22 protein-coding genes are annotated in these 24810 nt (G+C 66.9%); 18 read left to right on the top strand and 4 right to left on the bottom strand.

Going from position 1 to position 24810, the window contains the following annotated elements:
* Positions 1-102 precede the first annotated feature (102 nt).
* Positions 103-3039 carry a winged helix-turn-helix domain-containing protein gene (locus BMY06_RS22205; protein ID WP_074985261.1) on the top strand — a complete coding sequence of 979 codons (2937 nt, stop codon included), beginning with the start codon at positions 103-105 and terminating at the stop codon, positions 3037-3039.
* A gap of 37 nt (positions 3040-3076) precedes the next feature.
* On the opposite strand, the gene BMY06_RS22200 is transcribed toward BMY06_RS22205, so the two are convergent.
* Positions 3077-4291 carry an MFS transporter gene (locus BMY06_RS22200; RefSeq protein WP_074985259.1) on the bottom strand — a complete coding sequence of 405 codons (1215 nt, stop codon included), beginning with the start codon at positions 4289-4291 and terminating at the stop codon, positions 3077-3079.
* 153 nt (positions 4292-4444) lie between these two features.
* Between BMY06_RS22200 and BMY06_RS22195 the strand changes: the two genes are divergently transcribed.
* From BMY06_RS22195 to BMY06_RS22145, 11 genes are all read left to right on the top strand, one after another.
* Positions 4445-5356: a LysR family transcriptional regulator gene (locus BMY06_RS22195; RefSeq protein ID WP_065059688.1), complete on the top strand. Its 912-nt coding sequence runs from the start codon at positions 4445-4447 to the stop codon at positions 5354-5356.
* A 300-nt stretch (positions 5357-5656) separates the two neighbouring features.
* Positions 5657-6649, top strand: coding sequence for an alpha/beta fold hydrolase (locus BMY06_RS22190; RefSeq protein ID WP_074985257.1), 993 nt, complete (start codon positions 5657-5659; stop codon positions 6647-6649).
* Positions 6650-6754: 105 nt separating this feature from the next.
* Positions 6755-7390, top strand: a complete 636-nt coding sequence (locus BMY06_RS22185; protein WP_065059686.1) for a hydrolase — start codon at positions 6755-6757, stop codon at positions 7388-7390.
* Positions 7391-7519: 129 nt separating this feature from the next.
* Positions 7520-9421 carry an amidohydrolase gene (locus BMY06_RS22180; protein WP_074985256.1) on the top strand — a complete coding sequence of 634 codons (1902 nt, stop codon included), beginning with the start codon at positions 7520-7522 and terminating at the stop codon, positions 9419-9421.
* Between the two features lie 17 nt (positions 9422-9438).
* The gene (locus BMY06_RS22175) at positions 9439-9843 is read left to right on the top strand and encodes a DoxX family protein (RefSeq protein WP_065059684.1); all 405 of its coding nucleotides are present in this window, start codon (positions 9439-9441) and stop codon (positions 9841-9843) included.
* A gap of 53 nt (positions 9844-9896) precedes the next feature.
* Positions 9897-10613, top strand: coding sequence for an HD domain-containing protein (locus tag BMY06_RS22170; protein WP_074985254.1), 717 nt, complete (start codon positions 9897-9899; stop codon positions 10611-10613).
* A 38-nt stretch (positions 10614-10651) separates the two neighbouring features.
* The gene (locus tag BMY06_RS22165) at positions 10652-10909 is read left to right on the top strand and encodes a DUF1427 family protein (protein ID WP_065059682.1); all 258 of its coding nucleotides are present in this window, start codon (positions 10652-10654) and stop codon (positions 10907-10909) included.
* Entirely contained in the window at positions 10891-11622 is a 732-nt protein-coding gene (locus BMY06_RS22160; protein WP_074985252.1) for a YoaK family protein, read from the top strand. The genes BMY06_RS22165 and BMY06_RS22160 overlap by 19 nt, the downstream gene beginning before the upstream one ends.
* Before the next feature lie 43 nt (positions 11623-11665).
* A complete protein-coding gene (locus tag BMY06_RS22155; protein WP_074985251.1) occupies positions 11666-12619 on the top strand; it encodes a VOC family protein in 954 nt (317 codons plus the stop codon).
* Positions 12620-12624: 5 nt separating this feature from the next.
* Positions 12625-14118, top strand: a complete 1494-nt coding sequence (locus BMY06_RS22150) for an alginate export family protein (protein ID WP_065059679.1) — start codon at positions 12625-12627, stop codon at positions 14116-14118.
* Positions 14119-14179: 61 nt separating this feature from the next.
* Entirely contained in the window at positions 14180-14491 is a 312-nt protein-coding gene (locus BMY06_RS22145; RefSeq protein ID WP_065059678.1) for a hypothetical protein, read from the top strand.
* 25 nt (positions 14492-14516) lie between these two features.
* Here BMY06_RS22145 and BMY06_RS22140 read toward each other — a convergent pair whose 3' ends face one another.
* From BMY06_RS22140 to BMY06_RS22130, 3 genes are all read right to left on the bottom strand, one after another.
* Entirely contained in the window at positions 14517-15956 is a 1440-nt protein-coding gene (locus BMY06_RS22140) for a tetratricopeptide repeat protein (protein WP_074985249.1), read from the bottom strand.
* Positions 15949-17043, bottom strand: a complete 1095-nt coding sequence (gene serC / locus BMY06_RS22135) for a 3-phosphoserine/phosphohydroxythreonine transaminase (protein ID WP_074985248.1) — start codon at positions 17041-17043, stop codon at positions 15949-15951. The genes BMY06_RS22140 and serC overlap by 8 nt, the downstream gene beginning before the upstream one ends.
* A 266-nt stretch (positions 17044-17309) precedes the next feature.
* Positions 17310-18251 (bottom strand): GntR family transcriptional regulator, encoded by a 942-nt coding sequence (locus BMY06_RS22130; protein WP_065059675.1) that lies wholly within the window; start codon positions 18249-18251, stop codon positions 17310-17312.
* Positions 18252-18446: 195 nt separating this feature from the next.
* Here BMY06_RS22130 and BMY06_RS22125 point away from each other — a divergent pair, with 195 nt between their 5' ends.
* From BMY06_RS22125 to BMY06_RS22100, 6 genes are read left to right on the top strand one after another with little or no spacing between them, the layout of a single operon-like run.
* Positions 18447-19169: an amino acid ABC transporter permease gene (locus BMY06_RS22125; protein ID WP_065059674.1), complete on the top strand. Its 723-nt coding sequence runs from the start codon at positions 18447-18449 to the stop codon at positions 19167-19169.
* Positions 19170-19179: 10 nt separating this feature from the next.
* Positions 19180-19929 carry an amino acid ABC transporter ATP-binding protein gene (locus BMY06_RS22120; protein ID WP_065059673.1) on the top strand — a complete coding sequence of 250 codons (750 nt, stop codon included), beginning with the start codon at positions 19180-19182 and terminating at the stop codon, positions 19927-19929.
* Between the two features lie 14 nt (positions 19930-19943).
* Positions 19944-21167: a M20 family metallopeptidase gene (locus BMY06_RS22115; RefSeq protein ID WP_197520326.1), complete on the top strand. Its 1224-nt coding sequence runs from the start codon at positions 19944-19946 to the stop codon at positions 21165-21167.
* Complete coding sequence (locus tag BMY06_RS22110; RefSeq protein WP_208490353.1) at positions 21164-22294, top strand: mandelate racemase/muconate lactonizing enzyme family protein; 1131 nt, start codon at positions 21164-21166, stop codon at positions 22292-22294. The genes BMY06_RS22115 and BMY06_RS22110 overlap by 4 nt, the downstream gene beginning before the upstream one ends.
* Positions 22295-22314: 20 nt before the next feature.
* Positions 22315-23490: a M24 family metallopeptidase gene (locus BMY06_RS22105; RefSeq protein WP_065059671.1), complete on the top strand. Its 1176-nt coding sequence runs from the start codon at positions 22315-22317 to the stop codon at positions 23488-23490.
* A gap of 50 nt (positions 23491-23540) precedes the next feature.
* Positions 23541-24770, top strand: coding sequence for a pyridoxal phosphate-dependent aminotransferase (locus tag BMY06_RS22100; RefSeq protein ID WP_074985245.1), 1230 nt, complete (start codon positions 23541-23543; stop codon positions 24768-24770).
* Positions 24771-24810 lie beyond the last annotated feature (40 nt).

Below are 24810 nucleotides of genomic sequence, written 5' to 3'. Positions count from 1 at the left end.
ATTGGGTTCGAAACCGGGCGGCAATGGCGTTTCGAATGACGGTGTTCAACCAGGTGCGTGTCGGGTCACGTGCGAGCACGCAAATATGTCCTGGAGATGACCATGATCCAAATTGGCACATTGCGGGTCAGTTTCGAGCAGCGCGAGATCCGTCGCGACGGACTCGTGATGCGCATTGGCGCGCGCGCGTTCGACGTGCTCGAAGTGCTGTATCGCGCGAACAATACGATGCTCTCGAAGGACGCGATCATGGACGCCGTGTGGCCCGGCGCGATCGTCGAGGAAAACCGCCTGCAGGTGCACGTGGCCGCGCTGCGCAAGCTGCTCGGCGCGGAACGCGACCTCATCAAGACCGTGGCGGGGCGCGGCTATGTGCTGGTCGTGCCGAACCAGTCGACGGCGTCGAACATGCCGAATGCGTCGAGCACGGCCGGTGCGGACGCAGGCGGTGCAGTGCGCGAGGCCGCGCCGCTGCCTTCGCTCGCGTCGCTGCGCGTCGTGCCGCTGATCGGCCGCGAAACCGAAATCGCACGCATCGTCGAGCAGTTCGAGCACGTGCCGGTGACCACGATCGTCGGCGCGGGCGGTATCGGCAAGACCTGTCTCGCGCGTCACGCCGCGCGCGAAATGCAGCGCCGCCAGGGCCGCGCCGTGTGCTTCGTCGAACTGAACAAGGCCAGTTCGCGCGAGACCGTGTTCGCCGCGCTCGCGGAGGCGCTCGATCTGCAAGGCGAGCCGGGCGTGTCGTGCGAGGACGCGATCTGCGAGGCTGTTGCAGCGTCGAATTGTCTGCTCGTGCTCGATAACGCCGAGCATGTGATCGATGTCGTGGCCGGTTTCGTCGATACCCTCGTCGCGCGCCATCATGGTGCGCGCCTGCTGGTGACGAGCCGCGAGCCGCTGCACATCTGGGCCGAATCCGTGCTGCGCCTCGAACCGCTCGCGGTGCCGGCCAACGGCGCATCCACCGAGGCGATCCTCGCGCATTCCGCGGTCGCGCTGTTTCTATGCCGCGCCCGCGCGCTCGCGCCCGACTGTGCGCGCGACGAGGCGAGCATCGCGCTCGTCGCCGAAATCTGCCGTCGCCTCGAAGGCCTGCCGCTCGCCATCGAACTGGCCGCCGCGCGCGTGGCCACGCTCGGCGTGGAAGGCGTGGCGTCGCGCCTCGACGACCGGCTCAATCTGCTGACGGGCGGATTGCGTTCGACCTTGCCGCGCCATCAGACCTTGCGCGCGACCTTCGAGTGGAGCTACATGCTGCTCGACGCCGCGTCGCGCATTCTGTTTCGCCGCTCAGGCTGCTTCGCGGGCGCGTTCACCTTCGAGGCGGTCTGCGCGGTGACGGCCGAGCCCGGCATGTCGATCGCGGTGATCGTGTCGAGTCTTTCCGAACTCGCGACCAAATCGCTGCTGAATGTGGAGTTTCGCGGCGCGATCGCGGTCTACCGGCTGACCGAAAGCACGCGCGCCTATGCGCTCGAAAAGCTGCGCGACGAAGGCGAATCGCAGATCATCGCCACGCGCCACGTGCGCTATATGCGCAAGCGCATCGAGGAGAGCGGGCCGTTCGTCGCGCAGACGGAGCACGAGGGCGCCGATGTGAGCACGCGTCTCTCGCTCGACGACGCGCGCAGCGCCTACGACTGGGCCTTCTCCGACGACGGCGACAAGGTGCTCGGCGTCGCGCTCGCAGGCGCGCTCGTCGGCACCTTGCTCAGCGCCTCGCGCGTGCAGGAATGCTGCCAGCGCGCACAACGCGCGCTCGCGGTGCTCGACACGCTGCCCGCGGGCTCCGTCGATGTCGTCTGCGAAATGAAGCTGTGCGCCGCCTACGCGACCTCGCTGCTGCACGTGGGCGATGACATGGGCCGCGCCGTCGCGCTGTGGGAACGCGTGCTGCGTCTTGCGCGCGCCGCCGACGACGCCGAATTTGCCGCCGACGCGCTCTGGGGTCTCTGGAACACCATGCAATCGAGCGGCGACATTCACACGTCGCTGCGTTACGCCACGCGTTTTCAGCACGCGAGCGCCGCTTGCGATTCGCCGTGGCGCCGCTGGCTGGCCGAACAGACACTCGCTATTTCGCTGCACTGTTGCGGCGAACACGACCAGGCGCGCGAACGGCTCGAACGCACGGTCGAAGCCTTCACGACGCTCGGCGCCACGGCGCCGTCGCGCGGCTGGCTCACGGTGTATCCGCTGATCTACGCGCGCGGCACGCTCGCGCGCATCGCGCTGCTGCAATGCCAGCCCGCGAAAGCGATGCAGCTCGTGGAAAGCACGCTCGATCTGATTCACGGCGATGCACTGGAGCCCTCGCTGAGTCACGTGCTGGCCTGCGTGGCCGTGCCGATCGCGCTCGATTGCGGCGAGCGGCAGTTGGCCGCCAACTATCTGGCGCTGCTGCGCTCGCAGTCGGCCAGCCATCGGCTGGAGATCTGGCTCGACTACACCGAGTGTCTGGCGGCGAAGCGCGACATGCTCGCGGGTCATGCGGACGTCGCGCTCGAACGGCTGGAAAACGCGTTGCCGCGGCTTGCGTCGCGTGGTTTCCGGCGCGTGGTCACGCCGTTCGTCGTGCTGCACGCGCAGACGCTCGCGCACGCGGGTCGTTTCGAGGAAGCGCGCACGCGGCTCGACGAAGCGCTTGCGAGTGCGCGGGCGAATGGCGAGCGTTACTTCGCGCCCGAGTTGCAGCGCGCGCGCGGCTGGCTGGAATTGCGGCGCGCGGCGCAGCGCGGCACGCCGCCGGACGACGTGGCGCGGCGCGAGGAAGCGGGGCGGCGTCTGCTCGACGAGGCGATCTCGATGGCGCGTGCCGACGGCGCGCCGCTGTGGGCCTTGCGCGCCACGCTCGATCTCGCGACGTACGAATTCGACAAGGGCGAGACGGCGCGCGCGACAGCGTTGATCGACGGTCTGGAGGATTCGGCGTGGGATCGCACGTCGAATGCGCCCGATTTTCAGCGCCTTGCCGCGCTCAGGCAGACGCTGCAGTCGGCACGCACGCAGCGCACGGAGCGGCTTGCGCCACAGTGAACGCCGCGCGCGCGGCGCGGCGGGTTCTGCAAGTCAACTAGCGCTGGGCCGCCGCGTGTGGCTTGCCGATCAGCAGGAAATGCACGCATGCGATGAGCGGAAACACCAATGCCACGCACGCGACCAGCGTCCAGCCACCACGTTCGTACAAGGGGCCCGCAAGCGCGGAACCGAACGCGCCGCCCACGAAAATGCTCGTCATATAGAGCGCATTGAGGCGATTGCGGCTCGCCGCGTGCAGCGCATAGATCTCGCGCTGGCCGAGCACCATGTTCATCTGCGCGGCAAAGTCGAGCGCGACGCCCGTCACCACGAGCCCGAACACGCCGAACGCCGGATGCACGAGCGCGGGCAGGAACGACAGCGTGCCGACGATCAGCGCCACCACGGTCGCGCGCACGGAATGCCCGGCGTCGGCGAGTCGTCCCGAGACGGGCGCCGAGGTCGCACCAATCGCACCGACGAGCGCGAACAGCGCGATGGCGGTCTGCGAGAGGCCGTAGTGGCGTGTGAGTTCGATCGGCACGGCGGTCCAGAACAGACTGAACGAGGCGAACATCAGCGCCTGATAGAGCGCACGATGACGCAGCACCGGCAGCGTGCGCACGAGCGTGATCAGCGAGCCGAGCAGGGCGAAGTACGTCGCGCGATGCTCGGGTTGACGGCGCGGAATCGTCAGCGCGAGCACGGCGGTCACGAGCGTCATCAGCATGGCCGCGCCTGCGAACACGGTGCGCCAGCCGAAGTGATCGGCGAGCACGCTCGACAGCGGCCGTGACAGCAGGATGCCGAGCAGCAAGCCGCCCATGATCGTGCCGACGATGCGTCCGCGCGCATGATCGGGCGCGAGATGCGCGGCGAGCGGAATCAGGATCTGCACCGCCACCGAACTGAAACCGATCAGCAGCGAGATCGCCAGAAACACGCCGGCCGACTGCGCGAGCGAGGCCGCGACAAGACTCGCGATCGACACAAGCGCGGTCACGATCATGAGACGGCGGTTTTCGAGCAGATCGCCGAGCGGCACGATGAAGAACAGGCCGAGCGCATAGCCGATCTGCGTGAGCGAGACGATCAGGCTCGCGGCGCCGCCCGTCATGTGCAGCGACGGCGCGATCAGTTCGATGATCGGCTGCGCGTAATAGAGATTCGCGACGATCGCGCCGCAACTGAATGCGAACAGCGCGATGAGTCCCTGAGTGAGGTGCACGGCGTGCGGCGTGCCGCCGTGCATGCGCGAAGGCGTGGACATGGGCGTTCCTTGAACGATGAATCGGTGCGACGAGCATAGGCGCGCCGTCGCGGCGGCGGAATGGGGCGGCGGCGCAATCCCGCGTTGCGTGGCGCGCAACGGCTTCGCGTCGTCAGCGCTCATGGTCGTTTCAGCGCTGGCATAATGCCCGCCATGGACAAGCTACTCGCCTTGAAGACCCTGCTCGAAGTGGCCGACGCCGCCGGTTTCGCCAAGGCGGCGCAACGTCTCGGCGTGGCGACCTCGTCGGTCACGCGTTTGATGGATGCGCTCGAACAGGACGTTGGCGCGGTGCTGCTCACGCGCACGCCGCGCCGTGTCAGCCTGACCGATGCGGGCGCGGCCTATGTCGAGCAGGTCGCCAAAGTGCTCGACGATCTCGCGGAAGCCGACGAAAGCGTGCTCGACAGCGGCGCGGAACCGGCGGGCATGCTGCGCATCGCGGTGCCGTCCACCTATAACCGCGTGGTGCTCGCGCCGCATCTGGCCGCGTTTCTCAGCGAACATCCGCGCATGGCGCTCGACGTGGTGGCCGCCGACCGCTATGTCGATCTCGCGCTGGAGCGCATCGATCTGGCGGTGCGCATCGGCGTGCCCGAAGCGAATCCGCAACTCGTCGTGAAGACGCTCGCCGATAATGCGCGGATCGTGGTGGCGAGCGCCGCCTATATCAAGCGCGAAGGCATGCCGGACGCGCCCGCCGATCTCGCCGGGCGCGACTGTCTGCGCGTGAATTATGGCGGCGGCTATCGCGCGCGCCAGGTCTGGACCTTCACGCAAGGCGAGACGCAGGAGGCGGTGAACGTGCGCGGCCGCCTCGTCTCGGACAGCATCGACATGCTGCTCGCCGCCGTGCACGCGGGGCACGGTTTCGCGCTGTTGCCCGCATGGCTCGTGCACGACGCGCTCGCGTCCGGTCAGCTCGTGCGCGCGTTCGAAGGCTGGCACGTGAGTCCGCAAGGCGGCGATGTGGTCGTGCACGCCGCATATCTGCCGAATCGGCGTCATTCGACCAAAGTACGCGCGCTGCTGCGTTTTCTCGAAGCGCGCCTGAACCCGCGCTGATCCGCTCGCGCCCGAGCGCACGATCGTTCAGGCGTTCATTTCCTTCTTCCCTTCGACGATGCATCGCGGCCTCGCCCCGGCCGCCGATGCCGCTCGCCCGTTGCCCGTCATCGAGTCAATCCGCATCTGAATTCAGGACTTTTCAGATCGCGCCAAGGACTTTGCAGGACCGTCTCCGTAATCTGCGCTCACGCATGCGGCGTCAACTTCATGACTTCTCGCCCGCCGCATTGCGCCTGATTCACACGCGCAACCTCATCGCCCCCTGCACACGCAGCGATGCAACGACGGAGATCCAGCATGAACACGCAGCAAATCGACACGACCATTCCCTCGGCCTCGCGTCGCCGGATGCTTTCGGCCAGCGCGGGCATGGCCGGCGCCATGGCCGCCATGTCGAGCCTGTCCGCGAACGCGGCGACGACGGCAGGCGCCGCGCCCCACGCGCACGGCACCGGCCACCATCACGGCGGCAGCTACGTGAGCGCGAAGGACGGCACGCAGATCTACTTCAAGGACTGGGGCACGGGCACGCCGGTGGTGTTCTCGCACGGCTGGCCGCTGTGCGCCGACGCGTGGGACGCGCAGATGCTGTTCCTCGTGAACCAGGGCTATCGCGTGATCGCGCACGACCGCCGCGGCCATGGCCGCTCGGGTCAGCCGTCCGAGGGCAACGACATGGACACCTACGCCGACGACCTCGCCGCCGTGCTCGACGCACTCGACGTGAAGGGCGCGATGCTCGTGGGTCATTCGACGGGCGGCGGCGAAGTCGCGCATTACATCGGCCGTCACGGCGAAAAGCGCGTGGCGAAGGCCGTGCTGATCGGCGCGGTGCCGCCGCAGATGGTCAAGTCGCCGACCAACCCGAACGGCCTGCCGATGCAGGTGTTCGACAACATCCGCGCGGGCGTGGCCGCGAACCGCTCGCAGTTCTATCTGGATCTGGCGCAGCCGTTCTACGGCTTCAACCGTCCGAACGCCAAGGTCTCGCAAGGTCTCGTTCAGGAATTCTGGCGTCAGGGCATGGCTGGTTCGATCAAAGGCCAGTACGAGTGCATCAAGCAGTTCTCGGAAGTCGATTACACCGACGACCTGAAGAAGATCAGCGTGCCGACGCTGATCCTGCACGGCGACGACGACCAGATCGTGCCGATCGACGATTCGGCGAAGCTGTCGGCCAGGATCGTCAAGAACGCCACGCTGAAGATCTACGAAGGCGCACCGCACGGCATGTGCAGCACGCACGTCGACAAGGTCAACGCGGATCTGCTCGCCTTCCTGAAATCGTAAGCGATCCTGATCGAATTCAGGATATTTCAGCGCAACGACAAGGACGCGGCGACGCGCGAGCCCTAATCTCAACGTCGCCGACCCAACCTTTAAACGGAGCCTCTCATGGCAAAAGAACTGTTGACCCCCGACACCTGCGCACTCGCGCTGATCGACCACCAGCCGCAGATGTTCTTCGGCACGCACTCGCACGAGCGCACCACGGTGCTGCACAACGTGCAGATTCTCGCGAAGGCCGCGAAGCTCTTCAAGGTGCCGACGGTCCTCACGACCATCGCCGCCGACTCGTTCAGCGGCCATCTGCTGCCGGAAGTGCAGGCGGTGTTTCCGCAGCAAAAGCCCATCGACCGCACGTCGATGAATTCGTGGGAAGACGCGGGCTTCCGTGAAGCGATCAAGGCCACGGGCCGCAAGAAGATCGTGATCGCCGGCCTGTGGACCGAAGTCTGCGTGACCTTCCCGACGATCCAGATGCTCAACGAAGGCTTCGAGATCTACGTGCCGACCGACGCATGCGGCGACATCACGGAAGAAGCGCACGAGCGCGCCGTGCAGCGCATCGTCCAGGCGGGCGCGGTGCCGATGAACTCGCTGCAGTTCATGTGCGAACTGCAACGCGACTGGGCACGCGGCGAGACCTACGAAGGCTGCATGGACATCTTCAAGGCGCACAGCGCGTACGGCATCGGCGTGCGTTACGCCAAGCAGATCCTCGGCGAGCACGCGAGCGAGGCGGGCTGAAGCTGAAGGGCTCGCGTTGTCGCGAGCCTCGCAGAACGACGCGCGCGAAGCCGCCTGAAAAAACCTGAAGGCCGGTTTCGCGCGCAGCAGCAAATACATCAACCGCATCGAGAACACAGGAGGGCGTCGATGAGCGCACCCGATCAACCTGCCCGCGTCGCCGACCTGGTGATCTACAACGGCAAGATTGCCACCCAGGACGAGCGCCGCTCGTTCGTCACCGCACTGGCCGTGTCGAACGGCAAGGTCGTGGCGTCCGGCAACGAGCGCGACGTCATGCAATGGGCGCGTGACGACGCCCGCCGCATCGACCTGAACGGCCGCACCGTGATTCCGGGTCTCAACGACTCGCACCTGCACGTGATTCGCGGCGGTCTGAACTTCAATATGGAATTGCGCTGGGACGGCGTGCCGTCGCTGGCCGACGCGCTCGCCATGCTGCGCGAGCAGGTCGCGCGCACGCCCGCGCCGCAATGGGTGCGCGTGGTGGGCGGCTGGAACGAATTCCAGTTCGCCGAGAAGCGCGGCCCGACGCTCGAAGAGATCAACGCGATCGCGCCCGACACGCCGGTCTTCATCCTGCACCTGTACGACAGCGCGTTGCTCAACGCGGCAGCGCTGCGCGCGGTGGGTTACGACCGCGACACGCCCAATCCGCCGGGCGGCGAAATTCAGCGCGACCGGCGCGGCAACCCGACGGGCATGCTGATCGCGCGTCCGAACGCGGGCCTGCTCTACGCCACGCTGGCGAAGGGCCCGAAGCTCGCGCTCGACGATCAGATGAATTCCTCGCGCCAGTTCATGCGCGAACTGAACCGGCTCGGCGTGACGAGCGCCATCGACGCGGGCGGCGGTTATCAGGCCTATCCCGACGATTACGCCGTCATCATGGAGCTGGCCAGGCGCGATCAGCTGAGCATCCGCATCGCGTACAACCTGTTCACGCAGAACGCGAAGCGCGAGGTGGAAGACTTCGCGAAGTGGGTCAAGGCCACACGTCCCGGCGACGGCGACGACTTCCTCAAGGTCAACGGCGCGGGCGAAATGCTGGTGTTTTCGGCCGCCGACTTCGAGGACTTCCTCGAGCCGCGCCCGGACCTGCCCGAAGGCATGGAGCAAGAACTCGAAGACGTCGTGCGCCTGCTGGTGCAAAACCGCTGGCCGTGGCGTCTGCACGCGACCTACGACGAATCGATCGACCGCTTCCTGAACGTGTTCGAGCGCGTCAACGCCGACACGCCGTTCAACGGTCTGCGCTGGTTCTTCGACCACTGCGAAACGATTTCCGAGCGCAATATCGAGCGTATCGCGGCGCTGGGCGGCGGCATCGCCGTGCAGCATCGGATGGCGTATCAGGGCGAATATTTCATCGCGCGTTACGGCGCCGAAGCCGCCGCGCAAACGCCGCCGGTGCGCAAGATGCTCGAAGCGGGCCTGCCCGTGGGCGCGGGCACCGACGCCACGCGCGTCGCGAGCTACAACCCGTTCGTGTCGCTCTACTGGCTGGCCTCCGGTCGCACCGTGGGCGGCACGCCGATGTACGCGCAGCGCGACCGTCTCGACCGCATGGAAGCACTGCGCCGCTACACGGTGGGCAGCGCGTGGTTCTCGAACGACGAGACGAAGAAGGGCGCGCTCGTACCGGGCCAGTACGCCGACTTCGCCGTGCTCAGCGACGACTTCTTCACGGTCGAGGAAGAAGCGATCAAGCATCTGACCTCGGTGCTGACCGTGGTGAATGGCCGCGTGGTGTATGCCGATGCGGAGTTCGACACGCTCGCGCCGCCCGCGTTGCCGGTCAGCCCGTCGTGGTCGCCGGTTGCGGAGTTCGGCGGTTATGCGCGCTATCGGCCGGTGGTGTCGAATTCGGCGGCGAATGCGGCATCGCTTGCGCAATCGTGCAGCGACGCCTGCGTGAACCTGTGCGGCGTGCACCAGCACGCACACGGCCGCGCGTGGCGCAGCAACGCGCCGGTTTCGGACCAGAACGGTTTCTGGGGCGCGCTCGGCTGTAGCTGCTTCGCGTTCTGATCGGGGAGCGCGCCATCATGAAACGCATCGACACTACCGACGCCGCGCTGCTGTTCCTGCGCGTGGCCGCGAGTCTGCTCGTGCTGTTCGTGCACGGTCTGCCGAAGGCGCTGCACGTGCACGCACAACTGGGCGCGATCGAAGATCCGCTGCATCTGGGCAGTGGTTTTACGCTCGGATTCGCAATCTTCGCCGAAGTCGTCTGTCCGGTGCTGATGATCCTCGGCATCTACACGCGGCTCGCCGCGCTGCCGATTCTCGTCGTCACGGTGGTCGCGCTCGGCCTCGTGCATCCGGACTGGACGCTCGAACAAGGCCAGTTCGCATGGATGCTGCTGATCCTGTTCGGCACCGTGGCGATCGGCGGACCGGGCCGTTACCGGCTTGGCGCGCCGCTCGCCGCGCAGACGCATCGCGCTTGACCGGCGGCGCGCGTCATCGACGTCACTCACAACAACGCACAGGAAAACGGGGCATGGGAACAGCGTCATGGAGGGCAGGCGGAGAGGTGGCGGGCGTACGCATTCCGTGCACGCCGGTCGCGATCGCCGCGGCGGAGAGCGCGCACGCGGCGCTGCCGCCGGTGCTGCTCGGCCATGCGAGCCGCGTGTTCGTGTTCGCGGCGCTCAACGCGCGGCGCGGCGGCGTGGCTTGCGACGAGGGCACGCTCTACGTGAGTTCGATGTACGCGAACATGGGTTTGAGCGCCGCCTACGCACATTCGACGGCGCGCTACGAACTCGACAGCGCCGACGCGGCGCGCCGCCTGTTGCATCACTATGGCGCGAGCGCGCGCGATCAGGACGAGGCATGGCTCGCGATCGCGCTGCACACCACGCCGGGTGTGTCCGCGCGCGTGTCGCCGCTCGCGGACATGCTCGCGGCCGCGGTGCGCACGGACCTCGTCGCTGCGCAGTTCGACGATTACACGGGCGGCGAGCGCTCGGGCGTGCTGGCCGCGTATCCGCGCGGCAAGGGCTTCGAGGAGGAGATCATCGGCGCGATTGGACGCGGCGTCGCGCACCGGCCGCACACGACCTTCGGCACCGCGAGCGCGGACGTGCTCGACCGCGTCGATCCGGACTATTGCCGCGTGAATTTTTGCGGACAGATTCTGGGCTCGCGCTGGCAGGGCGCGCAGGCAGCCGATGGCCGGACGCCTCCGCATTCCCGCGCGGCGCCTCGCGCCTGACGCGGTCCGCTACAGCAGCACAGCAAGGAGAAGCAGACATGTCATACCTGATTTCGCTGGGAGCGGGCCTCGTGGTCGGCTTCCTCTATTACTTCTCGCGGGTGCAGTCGCCCGCGCCGCCGCTGATCGCGCTCGTGGGCCTGCTGGGCATCGTGATCGGCGAGCATGCGATTCCGTTCGTGCAGGCGCAGTTGAAGCCGCCCGTGGCGCAGTCACAGACGCAGACCGCGCCGCAGGAAGTCAACCCGACCACCACCGTCGCCGCGGCGCAACCGTCATGCAGCAACGAGCCTTGAGTCCCGCCGCCATGCTCGCGCCGTTGCGCGGCGAAAACGTGGCGCTCGCGTTCGTCGCGGGCTATGTCGATACGCTCGGCTTCGTCGCGCTGTTCGGACTGTTTACGGCGCACGTCACGGGCAATTTCATTCTGATCGGCTCGGGCCTCGCGGGCGCGGGCAGCGGGCTGCTGATCAAGTGGCTCGCGTTTCCGGCCTTTATCGCGGGCATCGTGGCGGCGCGCGTGCTCGACAACGCGCTGCGCGATTCCGCGCACGGCACCCGCGCCGGCGGCCTGTACGCCTTGCAGATCGCATTGCTCGCCGCGTTCATGATCGCGGGCGTGCTGGCCGCGCCGATCACGAATGCCGATGCGCCGCTCACGATCGCCTGCGGCCTGCTCGGCGCGGCGGGGATGGGCGTGCAGAACGCGCATGCGCGGCTCGCGTCGCGCAGCGTGGTCGCCAATACGGTCATGACCGGCAACGTCACGCAGGCCGTGATCGACGTGTTCGATCTGCTGTTTCCGGGCCGCACGCACGTGGACCCGGCCGACACGCGCGAGCGGCTCGCCCGCACGCTGCCGCCGGTGCTCGCGTTCGCGCTGGGCGCGGGCGGCGGCGCGCTGGGCTGGCTGACGGCTTCGTTCTGGGCGCTGGTCGTGCCGCTCGCGTTGCTGGCGATGCTGGCCGCGTCGGCGTGGCGCGAGGAACCGGCCGGATCCGCCGCTTGATTTTCAACGTTTCATCGTTTCGATTTTTCATCAGGAGCATTACGTGAATCTTTCCGCCTTTCAACGACCCGTGCGCGCGCTCGTCGTCGCGCTTGCGGCGCTTGGCGTCATGCTGCCCGCGTCGAGCGCCTTCGCCGACGACGCGCAATATCCGCAATCCGCGCAAGCGAAGCAATCGGCGCAATTGCCGGTGGTTTCGGTCGGTCCGCAATACGACACGACGCACGTCTACGTCGCCAACGACGACATCGACGCGTTCGTGAACAGCTTCCTCGCGACCTTCGGCGGCAAGGCTTCGCCGCGCGCCGTCTTCACGGTCACGCCGACGCCGAGCAAGACCGCCTCGCAATACGTGCAGACGCCGGTGGGCATGCTCTCGGTGTTCGCGTTCCAGACGCCTGTGCCGTACCCGTTCGGCAACGAACGCACCGGCTATCTGGTCACCGATATCGACACGGCCGTGCGCGCCGCGCGTGCAGCGGGCGCCGACGTGCTGGTCGAATCGTTCGACGATCCGATCGGCAAGGACGCCATCATTCAATGGCCGGGCGGCCTGACGATGCAACTCTACTGGCACACGAAGGCGCCGTCGTACGCGCCGCTCGCGTACGTGCCGGACAACCGCGTCTATGTTTCGAAGTACGAGGCGCAGAATTTCATCAAGCGTTTCCTGCGCTTCTCGCACGGCAAGATCGTCTCCGACAACCACCACGCGGACGGCGCCGAGATCGGCAAGCCGGGCGAAACGATCCGTCGCGTGCGCCTGCAATCGGGCTTCGGCAACATGCTCGTGTTCGTGACCGACGGCAAGCTGCCGTTCCCGTACGGCCGCGAAACGACCGGCTACGACGTGCCCGATCTGGATGCCACGCTCGCCAAGGCGCAGGCGGCCGGCGTGAAGGTGCTGGTGCCCGTCGCGCAGAACGTGGAAGGGCGCACGGCGATGGTCGAGTTCCCCGGCGGCTACGTGGCCGAACTGCATCAGCGCGCGAAGTAAGCAGCATGCTCACGAGCAAGCGATCGCGCCGCCAGGCGCAGGGATGGCGGCGCGCGGCGCTCGCGGGCGCCGCGTTCGCCGGGTTGCAGGCGGGCGCGGCGAATGCGGCGGATGCGCAAGCGGATGCGGCTTCGACTGCGCCCGCTGCGGCGGCGGCTTCAACGTCGGCATCGGCGGCCTGCAACGCGCAGCGTCCGATTCCGTCGTTCAACCGCTGGCAGGAAGACTGGAGCGCGCTCGCGAATCCGTGCGTGCCGCGCAAGCCGCTCGATGCGCTCAAGTACCTGCCGCTGTCGAGCGACCCGTCGTGGTATCTCTCGCTCGGCGCGAATCTGCGTGAGCGCTTCGAACTGAACAACACGCCGCTGTTCGGCCTCGGCGCGAACAAGCCCGACAGCTGGCTGATCCAGCGCGTCGAAGTACACGCCGATGCGCATTTCGGCGAGCACGTCCAGGCGTTCTTTCAACTCGAGGACGCGCGTCCGTACGGCAAGGACTCGGTCACGCCCGTCGACAAAAATCCGCTCGATATCGAGCAGGCGTTTGTCGCGTTCGTCTACGGCGTGGGCGGCGGCACCTTCAAGGCGCGCGTGGGGCGTCAGGAAATGGCGTTCGACTTGCAGCGTTTCGTGTCCGTGCGCGACGGCCCGAACGTGCGCCAGGCCTTCGACGCGCTCTGGGCCGACTACGAGATCGGCAAGTGGCGCTTCATTGGCTATCTCACGCAGCCGGTGCAGTATCGCGACAACTCGGATTTCGACGATGTCTCCAACGGCCATCTGACCTTCGACGGCGTGCGCGTCGAGCGTGCGAGCGTCGGTCCCGGCGATCTCTCGGCGTACTGGTCGCGCTACGAGCGCGATAACGCGCGCTTCATCGACGCGAGCGGCAACGAGCGGCGCGATGTGTTCGACGCGCGCTACGCGGGCAAATCCGCGCCCTTCGACTGGGACGTGGAAACGATGTTCCAGACCGGCCACGTGGGCGCGGACACCGTGAGCGCGTGGGCGTTCGGCGCGCTCGGCGGCTACACGCTCGCTTCGCTGCCGGGCACGCCGCGCGCGGGCTTGCAGATCGACGGCGCATCCGGCGATCACCATCCCGGCGACGGCCGCGTGGGCACCTTCAATCCGCTGTTTCCGAACGGCTATTACTTCACGCTCGCGGGCTACACCGGCTATAGCAACCTGATCCACGTAAAGCCTTCGCTGACGTTCAAGATCACGCCGAAGCTCACGCTGCTGACCGCGCTCGGTTTTCAGTGGCGCGAAACGACTGCCGACGCCGTTTACGGCCAGGGCATGGCGACGGTGCCGGGCACGGCGGGCAAGGGCAATCGCTACACGGGCATGTATGCGCAGGTGCGCGCCGACTGGATCGTCAACGACAACGTGGCGCTCGCGCTCGAAGCCGTGCACTTCAACGTGGGCAGCTCGATCCGCGCGTTGGGCGCGCGCAATGCCGATTATGTGGGCGTCGAAGCGAAGCTCGGCTGGTGAAGTCCGCCGGGCAAAGATTCGACGATGAGGACGCTGAGCGTCATGAAGACAGGGGAACGATATGGTCACGCAGACGCATAGTCTCGAAGTCGCGCGGCTGTCCGCCGCCGCGCGCGCCAACGCCGACGACGCGCGCGTCTGGCGCTGGTACGCCGATCTGATGGAAGACGACCGCGTGCGCTGCACGCGCACGCGTCACGGCTGGCAGATCACGGTCGACAACCGCTGCACGGTCGAGGACGAATCGTTCGATTGCGCCGTGCGCCGCGCGGAGCAGGCGTGGAGCGGCATCGCGCAGACGCAGGTGAAACTGCACCGCCGCCGCAAGAGCGCGCCGAAGACGGACGCGATCGTGTTGCCGCAGTTCTGGTGACGCGGTTTCGTTGACGTGCCAGGCGTCAACGCGCGGCGCCCGCGTCGCCCGCGTCGCGTAGCATGCGCCCGAACGCGTCGATGATCCGCTCCACGTAGCGGTTCTTGTGCGCGAACGGGCCATGCGGCGTTTCGCGGTGCGCGAGCATGGTCGCGTTCGCTTCGAATACGAGCACGCGGCCATCGGCCGTAAGCGTGAAGTCGACGCCACCATACGCAAGCCCGAGCCGCGCGCCGATGGCGCGAATCGCTTCGTGCGCGCGCGTGCCGAGCGCCGCGCGCGGATCGGCCAGAAAGTGCTGTTCCTCGTTGAGCTTCCACGGGCTCCCCGCCATATCGGCGGAAAAGTAGTGGACCATCCAGTGACGCGAAATCGCGAGATGGTACGGATGCGGCTCGCCCGCGACAAACAGCGTGCGGTATTTGCGGTAATGCCCATCGGCGGCGCGGAAATCGTGAAAGGCCGTGAGATAGCACGGCGCATCGAGATCGGCGAGCGCGCGCCACAACGAATCGAGCGAGGCGTGCAGCGTCACGCCTTCGCCGCCGTGCGCGGCGAGCGGGCGCAGCAGGAGCGGCAGCGTCAGTTGCGACTGCGCGAGCTGCGCCGCGAGCGCGGCCTCGTTCGACGGACGTGCGTCCAGACGCACGCAGCGCGGCACGATCACATCGGGCACGCCGTCGAGTAATTCCCCCAGCCGATGACGATGCGTGCGCGCAATCGCGTCCGGCGCATTGAGCAGCGGCCGTTCGCGACGCGCCGCGAAATCCGCGAAACGCGTGAGGCGAGCGGCGAGCGGCGCGGCCACATCGGCGTCGCCGATACCGTTGAACACCACGTCATGCGGCGGCAACTGCGCGTCTTCGGCGTCGCCGGCGCAATCGATCGCATAGCGGATGCGCGTGGTCGTTTGCGCATCGAGCAGCGCGTCGATCGGCACGTTGCCGGTGCCGTGACCCACGCCGAGTATCAGCACGCGCAGCGTTTCCGTGCCGAGCGCCCGATCGACGAACACGCGTTGCAGCCGGTACGCGCGTTCGCGATGCACGCGCGCTTCATCGGCGAGCCCTTCGCGGTCGAGCGTCGCGGCCAGATTCTGATGCGCGATGGCGAGCGCCGGATCGATCTCCAGCGCGAGCCGATACCAGCGGATCGCTTCCTTGCGCCGTCCGTTCATCGCGTAGACGGTCGCGATGTTGTAGAGCACGAGCGCGTGCTGCGGGGTGGGCTGCAGGGTGGGCTGATGCGTGGAATGATCGCCGTGCGTCGCGCCGAGCATGCCGAACGCGGCGAGCGCCAGTTCGTGCGCGGCGCTGCCCGCCACGTCGTGAGCCGCGCGCAGGGCCGCGAGCATGCGCGTATGCAAGCCGAGATCGAGCGGCGCGGCGTCGAGCGCTCGCGACATTGTTTCAATCGAATCCGCTTCGATCGAATCCACTTCCGTTGCCACGAGTGTGTCAGCCATGACGTGCTCCGAATTCGCGCAGCGCGTCGCACAGCGTCTCGACGGCTTCGAGCGTGACCGCGTTATAGAGCGACGCGCGCAGCCCGCCGATCGAGCGATGTCCTTCGAGTCCCACCATGCCGCGCTCGTCCGCGAAGTCGAGGAACGCGCGGTCGAGACGCGCGTCGCGGAACGTGAAGGCCGCGTTCATCTGCGAGCGCCACGGCTTGAGCGCATGCACATCGACGGCATCGCGCATCGCGTCGAGCGTGTCGTAAAGACGCGTCGATTTCGTTGCGTTGATGCGCTGCATCGCGTCGAGTCCGCCGATCGTGTCGCGAAGCCAGCGCGTGACCAGCGTGAGCACGTAGATCGCGAAGACGGGCGGCGTGTTGTAGTTCGAGCGATGCGCGATCTGCGTGCGCAGGTCGAGAATCTGCGGCAGGCCCTCGGGAATGCGCTCGAGCAATGCGCGGTCGATCATGGCGACGGTTACGCCCGCCGGGCCGAGATTCTTTTGCGCGTGCGCGTAGATCATGCCGTAGCGTCCCGTGTCGAACGGACGCGACAGAAAGTCCGACGACATATCGGCGATCAGCGGCACACGCGGCGTCGTGTCGGGCGCGGCGAATTGCAGCCCCTCGACGGTTTCGTTCGACACGTAATGCAGATACGCGGCGCTCGGCGCGACGGCGAGCCGATCGAGCGACGGCAACTCGCGAAAGCCGGACGGCGCGCCGTCCCACACTACGCGGCACGGGCCCACGCGTTGGGCTTCGGCGCTCGCGCGGCTGCTCCAGTAACCGGAGTTGACGTAATCGGGCGCAGCGAAGGCGCGCGTGGCGAAGTTCAGCGGAATCGTCGCGAACAACAGGCTGCTGCCGCCTTGCAGAAACGACACCGCGAAACGCTCGGGCAAACCGAGCAGGGCGCGCAGATTGCGCTCGGCTTCGTCGACGATCTGCTCGAACCAGTCCGAGCGATGACTCATGCCGAGCACGGACAGCCCCGTTTCCGGCAGCGCGGCGATGGCGGTTTGCGTGGCGTCGAGTACGGCGGCCGGCAACGCGCCGGGACCGCCGGAAAAATTGAGAGCGTTGGACTTCATCGGGCGTGTGAGCGTCTGTGCGGCGGCGCGCCGAAGCGTGGATCCGCGGAGTCGCGAATACGCGCGTCAGACGCCAGTTTCAGTGACGCTCAAGACTAACAAGCCCGCAGGTGCGATGAGGAGCGGAGCAAAGGGGCAAACGCGCGCCAATTTCGCGGATGCAGATTTCCGTATGCTTTCAGCAATATTAAGGAATGTAAGCGGCGGATTTCAGGCACCGTCATGCACGTCCTGGCACGCCCGAAATCCGCAACACACGACGCCGCTCAGGCCGTCACCGGCTTCTTCGCGCGCACGGCTTTGGTCGCGGGTTTCACGCTCGCATCGGCGGCGCCGGTCGTGTGATACGCGTGGCGCAGATGCTCGTGCATGCGCGACGCGGCCACTTCCATGTCACCCGCAAGAATCGCGTCGATGATCTCGATGTGCTCGTTGCACCACTCGCGAATGCGCTTGCGGTTCACATAGCCCTGAAATTCCAGCAGACGCCGCAAACGATTCTGCTGCTGCATCGATTGATGCATGAACACGTTGCCGCTGTACTCGGCGAGCAGTTCGTGAAAGTTCGCGTCGGTGTCGAACACCTGGCGCGGCGTGACGCTCTCGCCGCCCAGTTGCGAAAGCAGAAACAGATGCTCGCGCTTGCAGCGCTCCAGCGCCGAGCGGTCGGCGGAGAAGGTGGCGAGCATCAGGCCCGCCGGTTCCATCGTGAGACGGAAGTCGTAGCTGCTCTTGAGCGTGAGCGCCGAATCGAGCGACGGCTGGAAGCTCCAGCCATGGCCCTTGTTGCGCACGATGAGCCCGTCTTCCGAGAGCCGCGAGAGCGCGCGCGTCATCGTCATGCGGTCGACGCCGTAACGCTGGCAGATGTCGGTCTGCGTGAGCGAGGCGGGCAGCGTGCCCGCGAGCCGGTCGGTGACGAGACGGTTGTACAGGTCTTCGTCGCCCGAAGTGGGCAGTTCGAGTTCGATGCGATGCAGCCCGTCGGCGGGCTTCGCGAGGAAAAAACCGCGATTCTCGCGCGACTCGATCACGCCGAACGATTCGAGCAGCGCCATCGCGGCGCGCACGGGCGTACGCGAGACGCCGAGCAGATCCGCGAGCTGCTGCTCGCGCAGATGATGCCCGACCTCGAAGTGCGCTTCCTGAATCAAGTCGATGATCTGTTTGGCCAGCACATGGGCGGCTTTGCCCGGGCGCTTGATCATTTCCGCATTCCTCCAGTCGATGGCGGAAGAATAACAAAAAATACAAATTCTGGGTGCCACAAAGAGGGCGCAAACATCCTCGCTCGCCAAAAAAAACCATGCAAGAGGGCTTTTTTATTGCTTGACCCGTGTTTTTGTCGTTTGTATAAATTGAGACAATTGAAACAAACGTGATGCAAAGAACGGAGTTTGCGAATGTCTCTATCCCTGTTGTTCGACTACCTCATCTCGGCCGATTTCGTGCGCGGCGCGGCCATGACGCTGGCGATTACCGTCGTCTCCCTGCTGTGCGGCATGCTGATCGGCCTCGTGCTGGCGCTGCTGCAAGGCAGCCGTAACCGTGTCGCGCGCACCTTCACGTTCCTCTATCTGTGGCTGTTCCGCGGCACGCCGGTGCTGTTCCAGATCATCTTCATCTACAACGTGCTGCCGTCGTTCGGCATCCGCTTCAGCGCCTTCGTGTGCGCCGTGCTCGCGCTTTCGCTCAACGAAGGCGCGTTCATGTCCGAGATCTTCCGTTCGGGCCTGCATGCGGTGAAGCAGGGCCAGCGCACGGCGGGCTTCGCGCTCGGCATGAACGGCGCCAAGGTGTTCCGCCACATCGTGCTGCCGCAGGCGCTGCGCGTGGTGCTGCCGCCCATCGGCAACCAGATGATCGGCATGCTCAAGCTGAGCGCGCTGGTGTCGGTGATCGCCGTGCAGGAACTGCTGCTCGTGGCCAATCAGGCGGCCAGCGCGAACTTCCGCTATCTGGAGGCGCTGAGCGCCGCCGGCATCTATTACCTCGCGTTCACGACGCTGTTCATGCTGCTGCAAGGCTGGATGGAGCGCGCGCTGAACCGCCGCCGCAAGAGCGCCGTGCGCCGCACGTCCTTCGCCGAACGTCTGCTCGGTGTTTCGCAACCCGTCGTCCGCTAAAGGCTTGTTCATGTCGACCGTACCCGCTTCGCCGCTTCTCAAGATTCACCGCATCGACAAGAGCTATGGCGGCACCCAGGTGCTCAAAAGTTGCTCGCTCGAAGTCGCGCCGAAGGAAACCATCGTGATCGTCGGGCCGTCGGGCTCGGGCAAATCGACGCTGCTGCGCTGCGTGAATCTGCTCGAATCCGTCGACGCCGGCAACATCCTGTTCGAAGGCCGCGACCTCACGCGCGAACTTAAGCGCGTGCATCAGGTGCGCCAGCAGATCGGCATGGTGTTCCAGAACTTCGAGCTGTTCTCGCATCTTTCGGCGATCGAAAACATCATGCTCGCGCCGATGTCGGTGGCGGGCGTCTCGCGGCTCGACGCGCACGATCTCGCGCTCGCGCTGCTCAACAAGGTGCATCTGCGCGAACGCGCCGATCACTATCCCGACCAGCTTTCCGGCGGCCAGCAGCAGCGCGTGGCGATTGCGCGCGCGCTGGCGATGAAGCCGAAAGTCATGCTCTACGACGAGCCGACCTCGGCGCTCGACCCCGAAATGGTGAACGAAGTCACCGAGGTGATGGCCGAGCTGAGCGCCGAAGGCATGACGAGTCTCGTCGTCACGCACGAGATGGGTTTCGCGCGCCGCGCGGCGGACCGCATCGTTTTCATGGAAGCGGGCGAGGTGATTCTCACCGAGTCCAGCGAACAGTTTTTCAGCGGCACGACGCACGAGCGCGCGCGCCGCTTTCTCGACCAGATCCTGCATTGACCGGAGCCCCCTGCATGTCCGCGATTCTTTCCACGCCGTCTTCCGCCGCATCCGCTACACAATCCGCCACGCAACCCGCCATGCAACCCGATCTCGCGCGCATGAAGCGCGATCTCGCCGCCCTCGTCGGCATCAATACCGAGAACCCGCCGGGACGCGAGATCGAGGCCGCGCAACTCGTGCATCGTCTGCTCGAAGAAGCGGGCTTCGATCTGTCGCTGAGCGAATACAAGCCGGGCCGCGCCAACGTGATGGCGCGCCTCGAAAACGGGCCGGGCCCGACCTTCGCGTTCAACACGCACCTCGACGTGGTGCCCGCCGGCACCGGCTGGCAGTCCGATCCGTTCGTGCTGCGCGAAGCCGACGGCCGCCTCTACGGACGTGGTTCGTGCGACGCCAAGGGCCCGCTCGCCGCCATGCTCGAAGCCATGCGCATGCTCGCGGCCGACCGCTCGCGCTGGTCGGGCACGCTGCTCGGCGTGTTCACCGCCGACGAGGAAATCGCCAGCGAAGGCGCGAAGTTCTACGCGGCGAGCCGTCCGCACGTCGACTTCGTGGTGGTCGGCGAACCGACCTCGAACGCAACGTTCTCGGCGCACAAGGGCAGCCTGCGTCCGCTTGTGCGCGTGCACGGCGTGACGGCGCATTCGGGCACGCCGCATCTCGGCGACAACGCGATCTATCGCGCGGCGCAACTGCTCAAGCTCGTCGAAGGCCATCACGAAAACGAAGTGCGTTGCCGCTGCCATCCGCTCGTCGGTTCGGCGAGTCTCACGGTCACACGCGCGCTCGGCGGTCACGCCGACAACGTCGTGCCCGGCGCGTGCGATCTGCTGCTCGACCGCCGCATGGTGCCCGGCGAACTCGAAGAGGACGTCAAGCGCGAAATCGAGCAACTGCTGGAAACGGCGCGCGAGCAGTTCGGCGTGCGCGCGGAAGTGCTCGAATACAAGCCGACCACGGGCGGCGCGACCGAAACCGCCGCCGACTCGAAGATCGTGCAGGCGAGCCTCGCCGCGTGCCGCGCGCACGGCAACAGCGAGCCGGGTCCGTTCGGCTTCCAGGGCGGCTGCGATCTGGTGCATTTCCGCAGCGTGGGCGCGGCGGGCGTGGTGATCGGCCCGGGCACGCTCGAAGTCGCGCACAAGCCCGACGAGTTCGTGCCGATCGACGAATTCCTCGCGTCGAGCCTGATCTATCGCGACGTCGCGATCGAGATGCTCAAGGCGGAGCAATGAACGACGCGGCGCTGACGCTTTCGCGCGCCGCGGGCATTCGCGCGAGCCTGCATCGCGCGGCGCTGCATTACGGCGGCGGCCTCGTGCTGCATACGGCGTCGTCGGGCAGCGTGGCGAGTCTGGAGGCGCTTTATCTGCGGCTCGAAGAAGCGGGGCAGTGCGGCACCGGCGAGGTGCGCATCAATTGCGCGTATCTCAACGGTTACGCGGCGGAACAGATCGTCGACGAAGCGCTCAAGGCGATCGGGCAAATCGACTGGTCCCAAGGCGCGCATGCCTTGTTCGACTCGCTCGGCGCGCTGATCGCGCCTTACGGTGCGCCGGTGCGCACGTTGATCGACAGCGCCTTGCACGATCTGCGCGCGCGTCAGCTCGGCATCAGCGTGGCCGCGTTGTATGGCGCGGCGCAGCGCGCGCAGGCGCCGTCGTGGCGTACCAACCAGACGCTGTTCTGGTCCAGCGACGACGCCATGCTCGCGCGCGCCGCGCAGTATCTCGACCGCGGCTTTCGCGACCTGAAGCTGCGCGTGGGCGTCGCCCATTTCGACGACGACCTGCGCCGCATCGACCTGCTGCATTCGCGCTTCGGCGCGCGCCTCACGCTCTCCGTCGACGCGAACGGCCAGTGGCGTCCCGAAGACTGCGCGACGCGTTTCGCGGCGCTCGCCGCGCGCGGCGTGGACTACGTCGAGCAGCCCATCGCAGCCGGCGACTGGGACGCGCTGCGCGACGTCGCGCGCGCCAGCCCGATCACGCTGATGCTCGACGAGAGCCTGCAATCGGCCGCCGATATCGACGCGCTCTGCGCACTCGCGGGCCTGCCGGTCGCCGCGCATCTGAAGCTGCTCAAGCTCGGCGGCATCGCGGCGACGGTGGCCGCGGCGCGCAAGCTCCAGGCGGCGGGCGTGGCGCTGATGATCGGCCAGATGAACGAAGGCGCGCTCGCCACGGCGGCCGCGCTCCAGGCGTGCTGCGCGTGCGGGCCGCGCTGGGCGGAACTCTACGGCGCGGACGGTCTCGTCGACGACCCCGCGCGCGGCATCGTCTACCGCGACGGCGGCGTGAACGTCACCGATCCGCACGGACTGGGCGTGAGCTTCGACGCCGCCCTCACCACGACACTTTGAACGACACAAGGACTGACAGCATGCAAGCGAATCACGGCCCCGCACAGGGCAGCGAATCGGCCTTCACGGCCGCCGAATACGCGCATCGCGTCGCGCGCGCCCGCGAGCTGCTCGCGCGCAACCAGATCGACGCGATGGTCGTCACCGGCCCGGAAAACATCTTCTATCTGACGGGCCAGCAGACGCCGGGCTACTACACCTTCCAGGCGCTGGTGCTGCCGGTCGAGGGCGATCCGGTGTTCGTGATCCGCCAGCTCGAATATTTCAACTTCATCGCCAATACCTTTATTTCCGATGCGCAGGTGTACGGCGACGGCGACAATCCCGTCGACGTGCTCGTGCGCGTGATCCAGCAGAAAGGTCTGGCGGGCAAGCGCGTGGCGATCGACAAGCGCGGCTGGTTCCTGCCGATCGCGGTCTACGAGGCGCTGGGCGCGAAGCTCGGCACCATCGCCGACGCGGCGGGCGTGGTCGAGCAATTGCGCGCGGTGAAGTCGCCCGCCGAAATCGCCAAGCTCGAAAAAGCCGCGAGCTATGTCGATGCGGGCATGCGCGCGGGGCTCGACGCGGTGCATGTGGGCAACACGGAAAACACGCTGGTCGCGGCGATGATGGGCGCGGCGATCGCGGCCGGTTCGGAATACGTCGGCATGGAGCCGCTCGTCTCGGCCGGTCCGCGCACGGGCGTGCCGCACGGCACGTGGCGTCGTCGCGCGCTCGAAGCGAACGCGCCCGCGTTCCTCGAAATGGCCGCGTGCCACGACCGCTATCACGCGGCGCTGATGCGTTCGGCGTGGATCGGCGACGTGCGTCCCGAAGCGCTCGATATGGAAAAGGTCTGCCAGGAAGCGCTGCAGGCGGCGCTCGACGCCATCGTGCCGGGCGCGCCGTGCGAAGCGCCGCACCTTGCTTGCCAGGCCGTGATCGACCGCGCGGGTTACACCGACAACTTCAAGAAGCGCACCGGCTACTCGGTCGGTATTTCGTTCGCGCCGGATTGGGGCGAAGGCTCGATCCTGAGCCTCTACACGGGCGTGACGACGCCGCTGCGTCCGGGCATGACGTTCCATATTCCGCCCGCGCTGCGCATCTACGGCGAGTTCACCGTCGGTGTCAGCGAAACCGTGGTCGTGACCGAAACCGGCTATCGCGCACTTGGCAATATCGCGCGTCCGCTGCTGCGCGTGGCCGCCTGAGCGTGCCCGAACGCGTGCGAACGCGCAGTCCAAAGAATCAAGAGGTGTCTATGTCTTTTTCCCAACTGGCGCCGCGCATGAGCCGCGTGCGCCCCTCGCCCACGGCCGCGATTTCCGACAAGGTGCGCGAGTTGCTTGCCGCCGGCAAGTCCGTCATCAATCTCGGTGAAGGCGAATTGCACTTCGACACGCCCGCGCACATCAAGCGGGCGGGCATCGAAGCGATCGAGCGCGGCGACACGAAGTACACCGCCGTGGCGGGCACGAACGAACTGCTCGCGGCGATCGTCGAGAAGTTCGAGCGCGAGAATGGCGTGCGTTACGCGATGGACGAAGTGATCGCGGGCACGGGCGCGAAGCAGTTGATTTTCAACGCGCTGCTCGCGACGCTCGCGCCCGGCGACGAAGTGCTGATCTGCGCGCCGTACTGGGTGTCGTATCCGGATATGGTGGCGCTGGCCGAAGGCCGCGCGCGCGTGCTGAGCGGCGATCCGTCGAACGGCTGGAAGCTCGACGCGCCGACGCTGCGCGCCGCCATCACGCCGAAAACGCGCTGGCTGATCCTGAATTCGCCGAACAATCCCACGGGCGCGGTCTACACGCGCGAGGAATTGCGCGCGCTCGCCGACGTGCTGCTCGACCACGAGCACGTCCTCTTGATGGCCGACGACATCTACGAGCACGTGCGTTTTGGCGGCGCGTTCAGCACGCCGGCCGAAGTCGAGCCGCGTCTGCGCGAGCGCACGCTCACGGTGAACGGCGTCTCGAAGGGCTATTCGATGACGGGCTGGCGCATCGGTTACGCGGGCGGCCCGGCGTGGCTGGTGCGCGCGATGCAGATCCTGCAATCGCAAAGCACCTCGAATCCGAGCACGATTTCGCAGGCGGCGACCGTTGCGGCGCTGCGCGGCGGGCTGTCGTTTCTCGACGACTGGCTCGTGGAGCTGCGCGCGAACCGCGATCTCGTGAACGCAACCATCGCGCGGTGTCCGGGGCTGCATTGCGAGCCCGCCGATGGCGCGTTCTATGCGTTCGTGAACTGCGCGGGCCTGATCGGCGCGACGACGCCCGATGGCGCGGTCCTGCGCGACGACCTCGCCGTGGCGACGTGGCTGCTCGAATCGGCGCATGTGGGCGTGGTGCACGGCAGCGCGTTCGGCGTGGAGGATCACGTGCGCATCGCGTATGCGGTGCCGGTCGAGACGCTGAAGGAAGCGTGCCGCCGCATCGAAGCCGCGTGCACGACGCTCACGCTCGCGCCGCTGGAAGCGGGCGCATGAGCGTGGACCTTCGTCACGCGATCCTGCCAGGCGGTGCGCG

Source organism: Paraburkholderia tropica (assembly GCF_900109265.1).
In the GTDB taxonomy this organism is placed as follows: Bacteria; Pseudomonadota; Gammaproteobacteria; order Burkholderiales; family Burkholderiaceae; genus Paraburkholderia; species Paraburkholderia tropica.
This window is presented reverse-complemented; position numbering and strand designations above follow the sequence as displayed.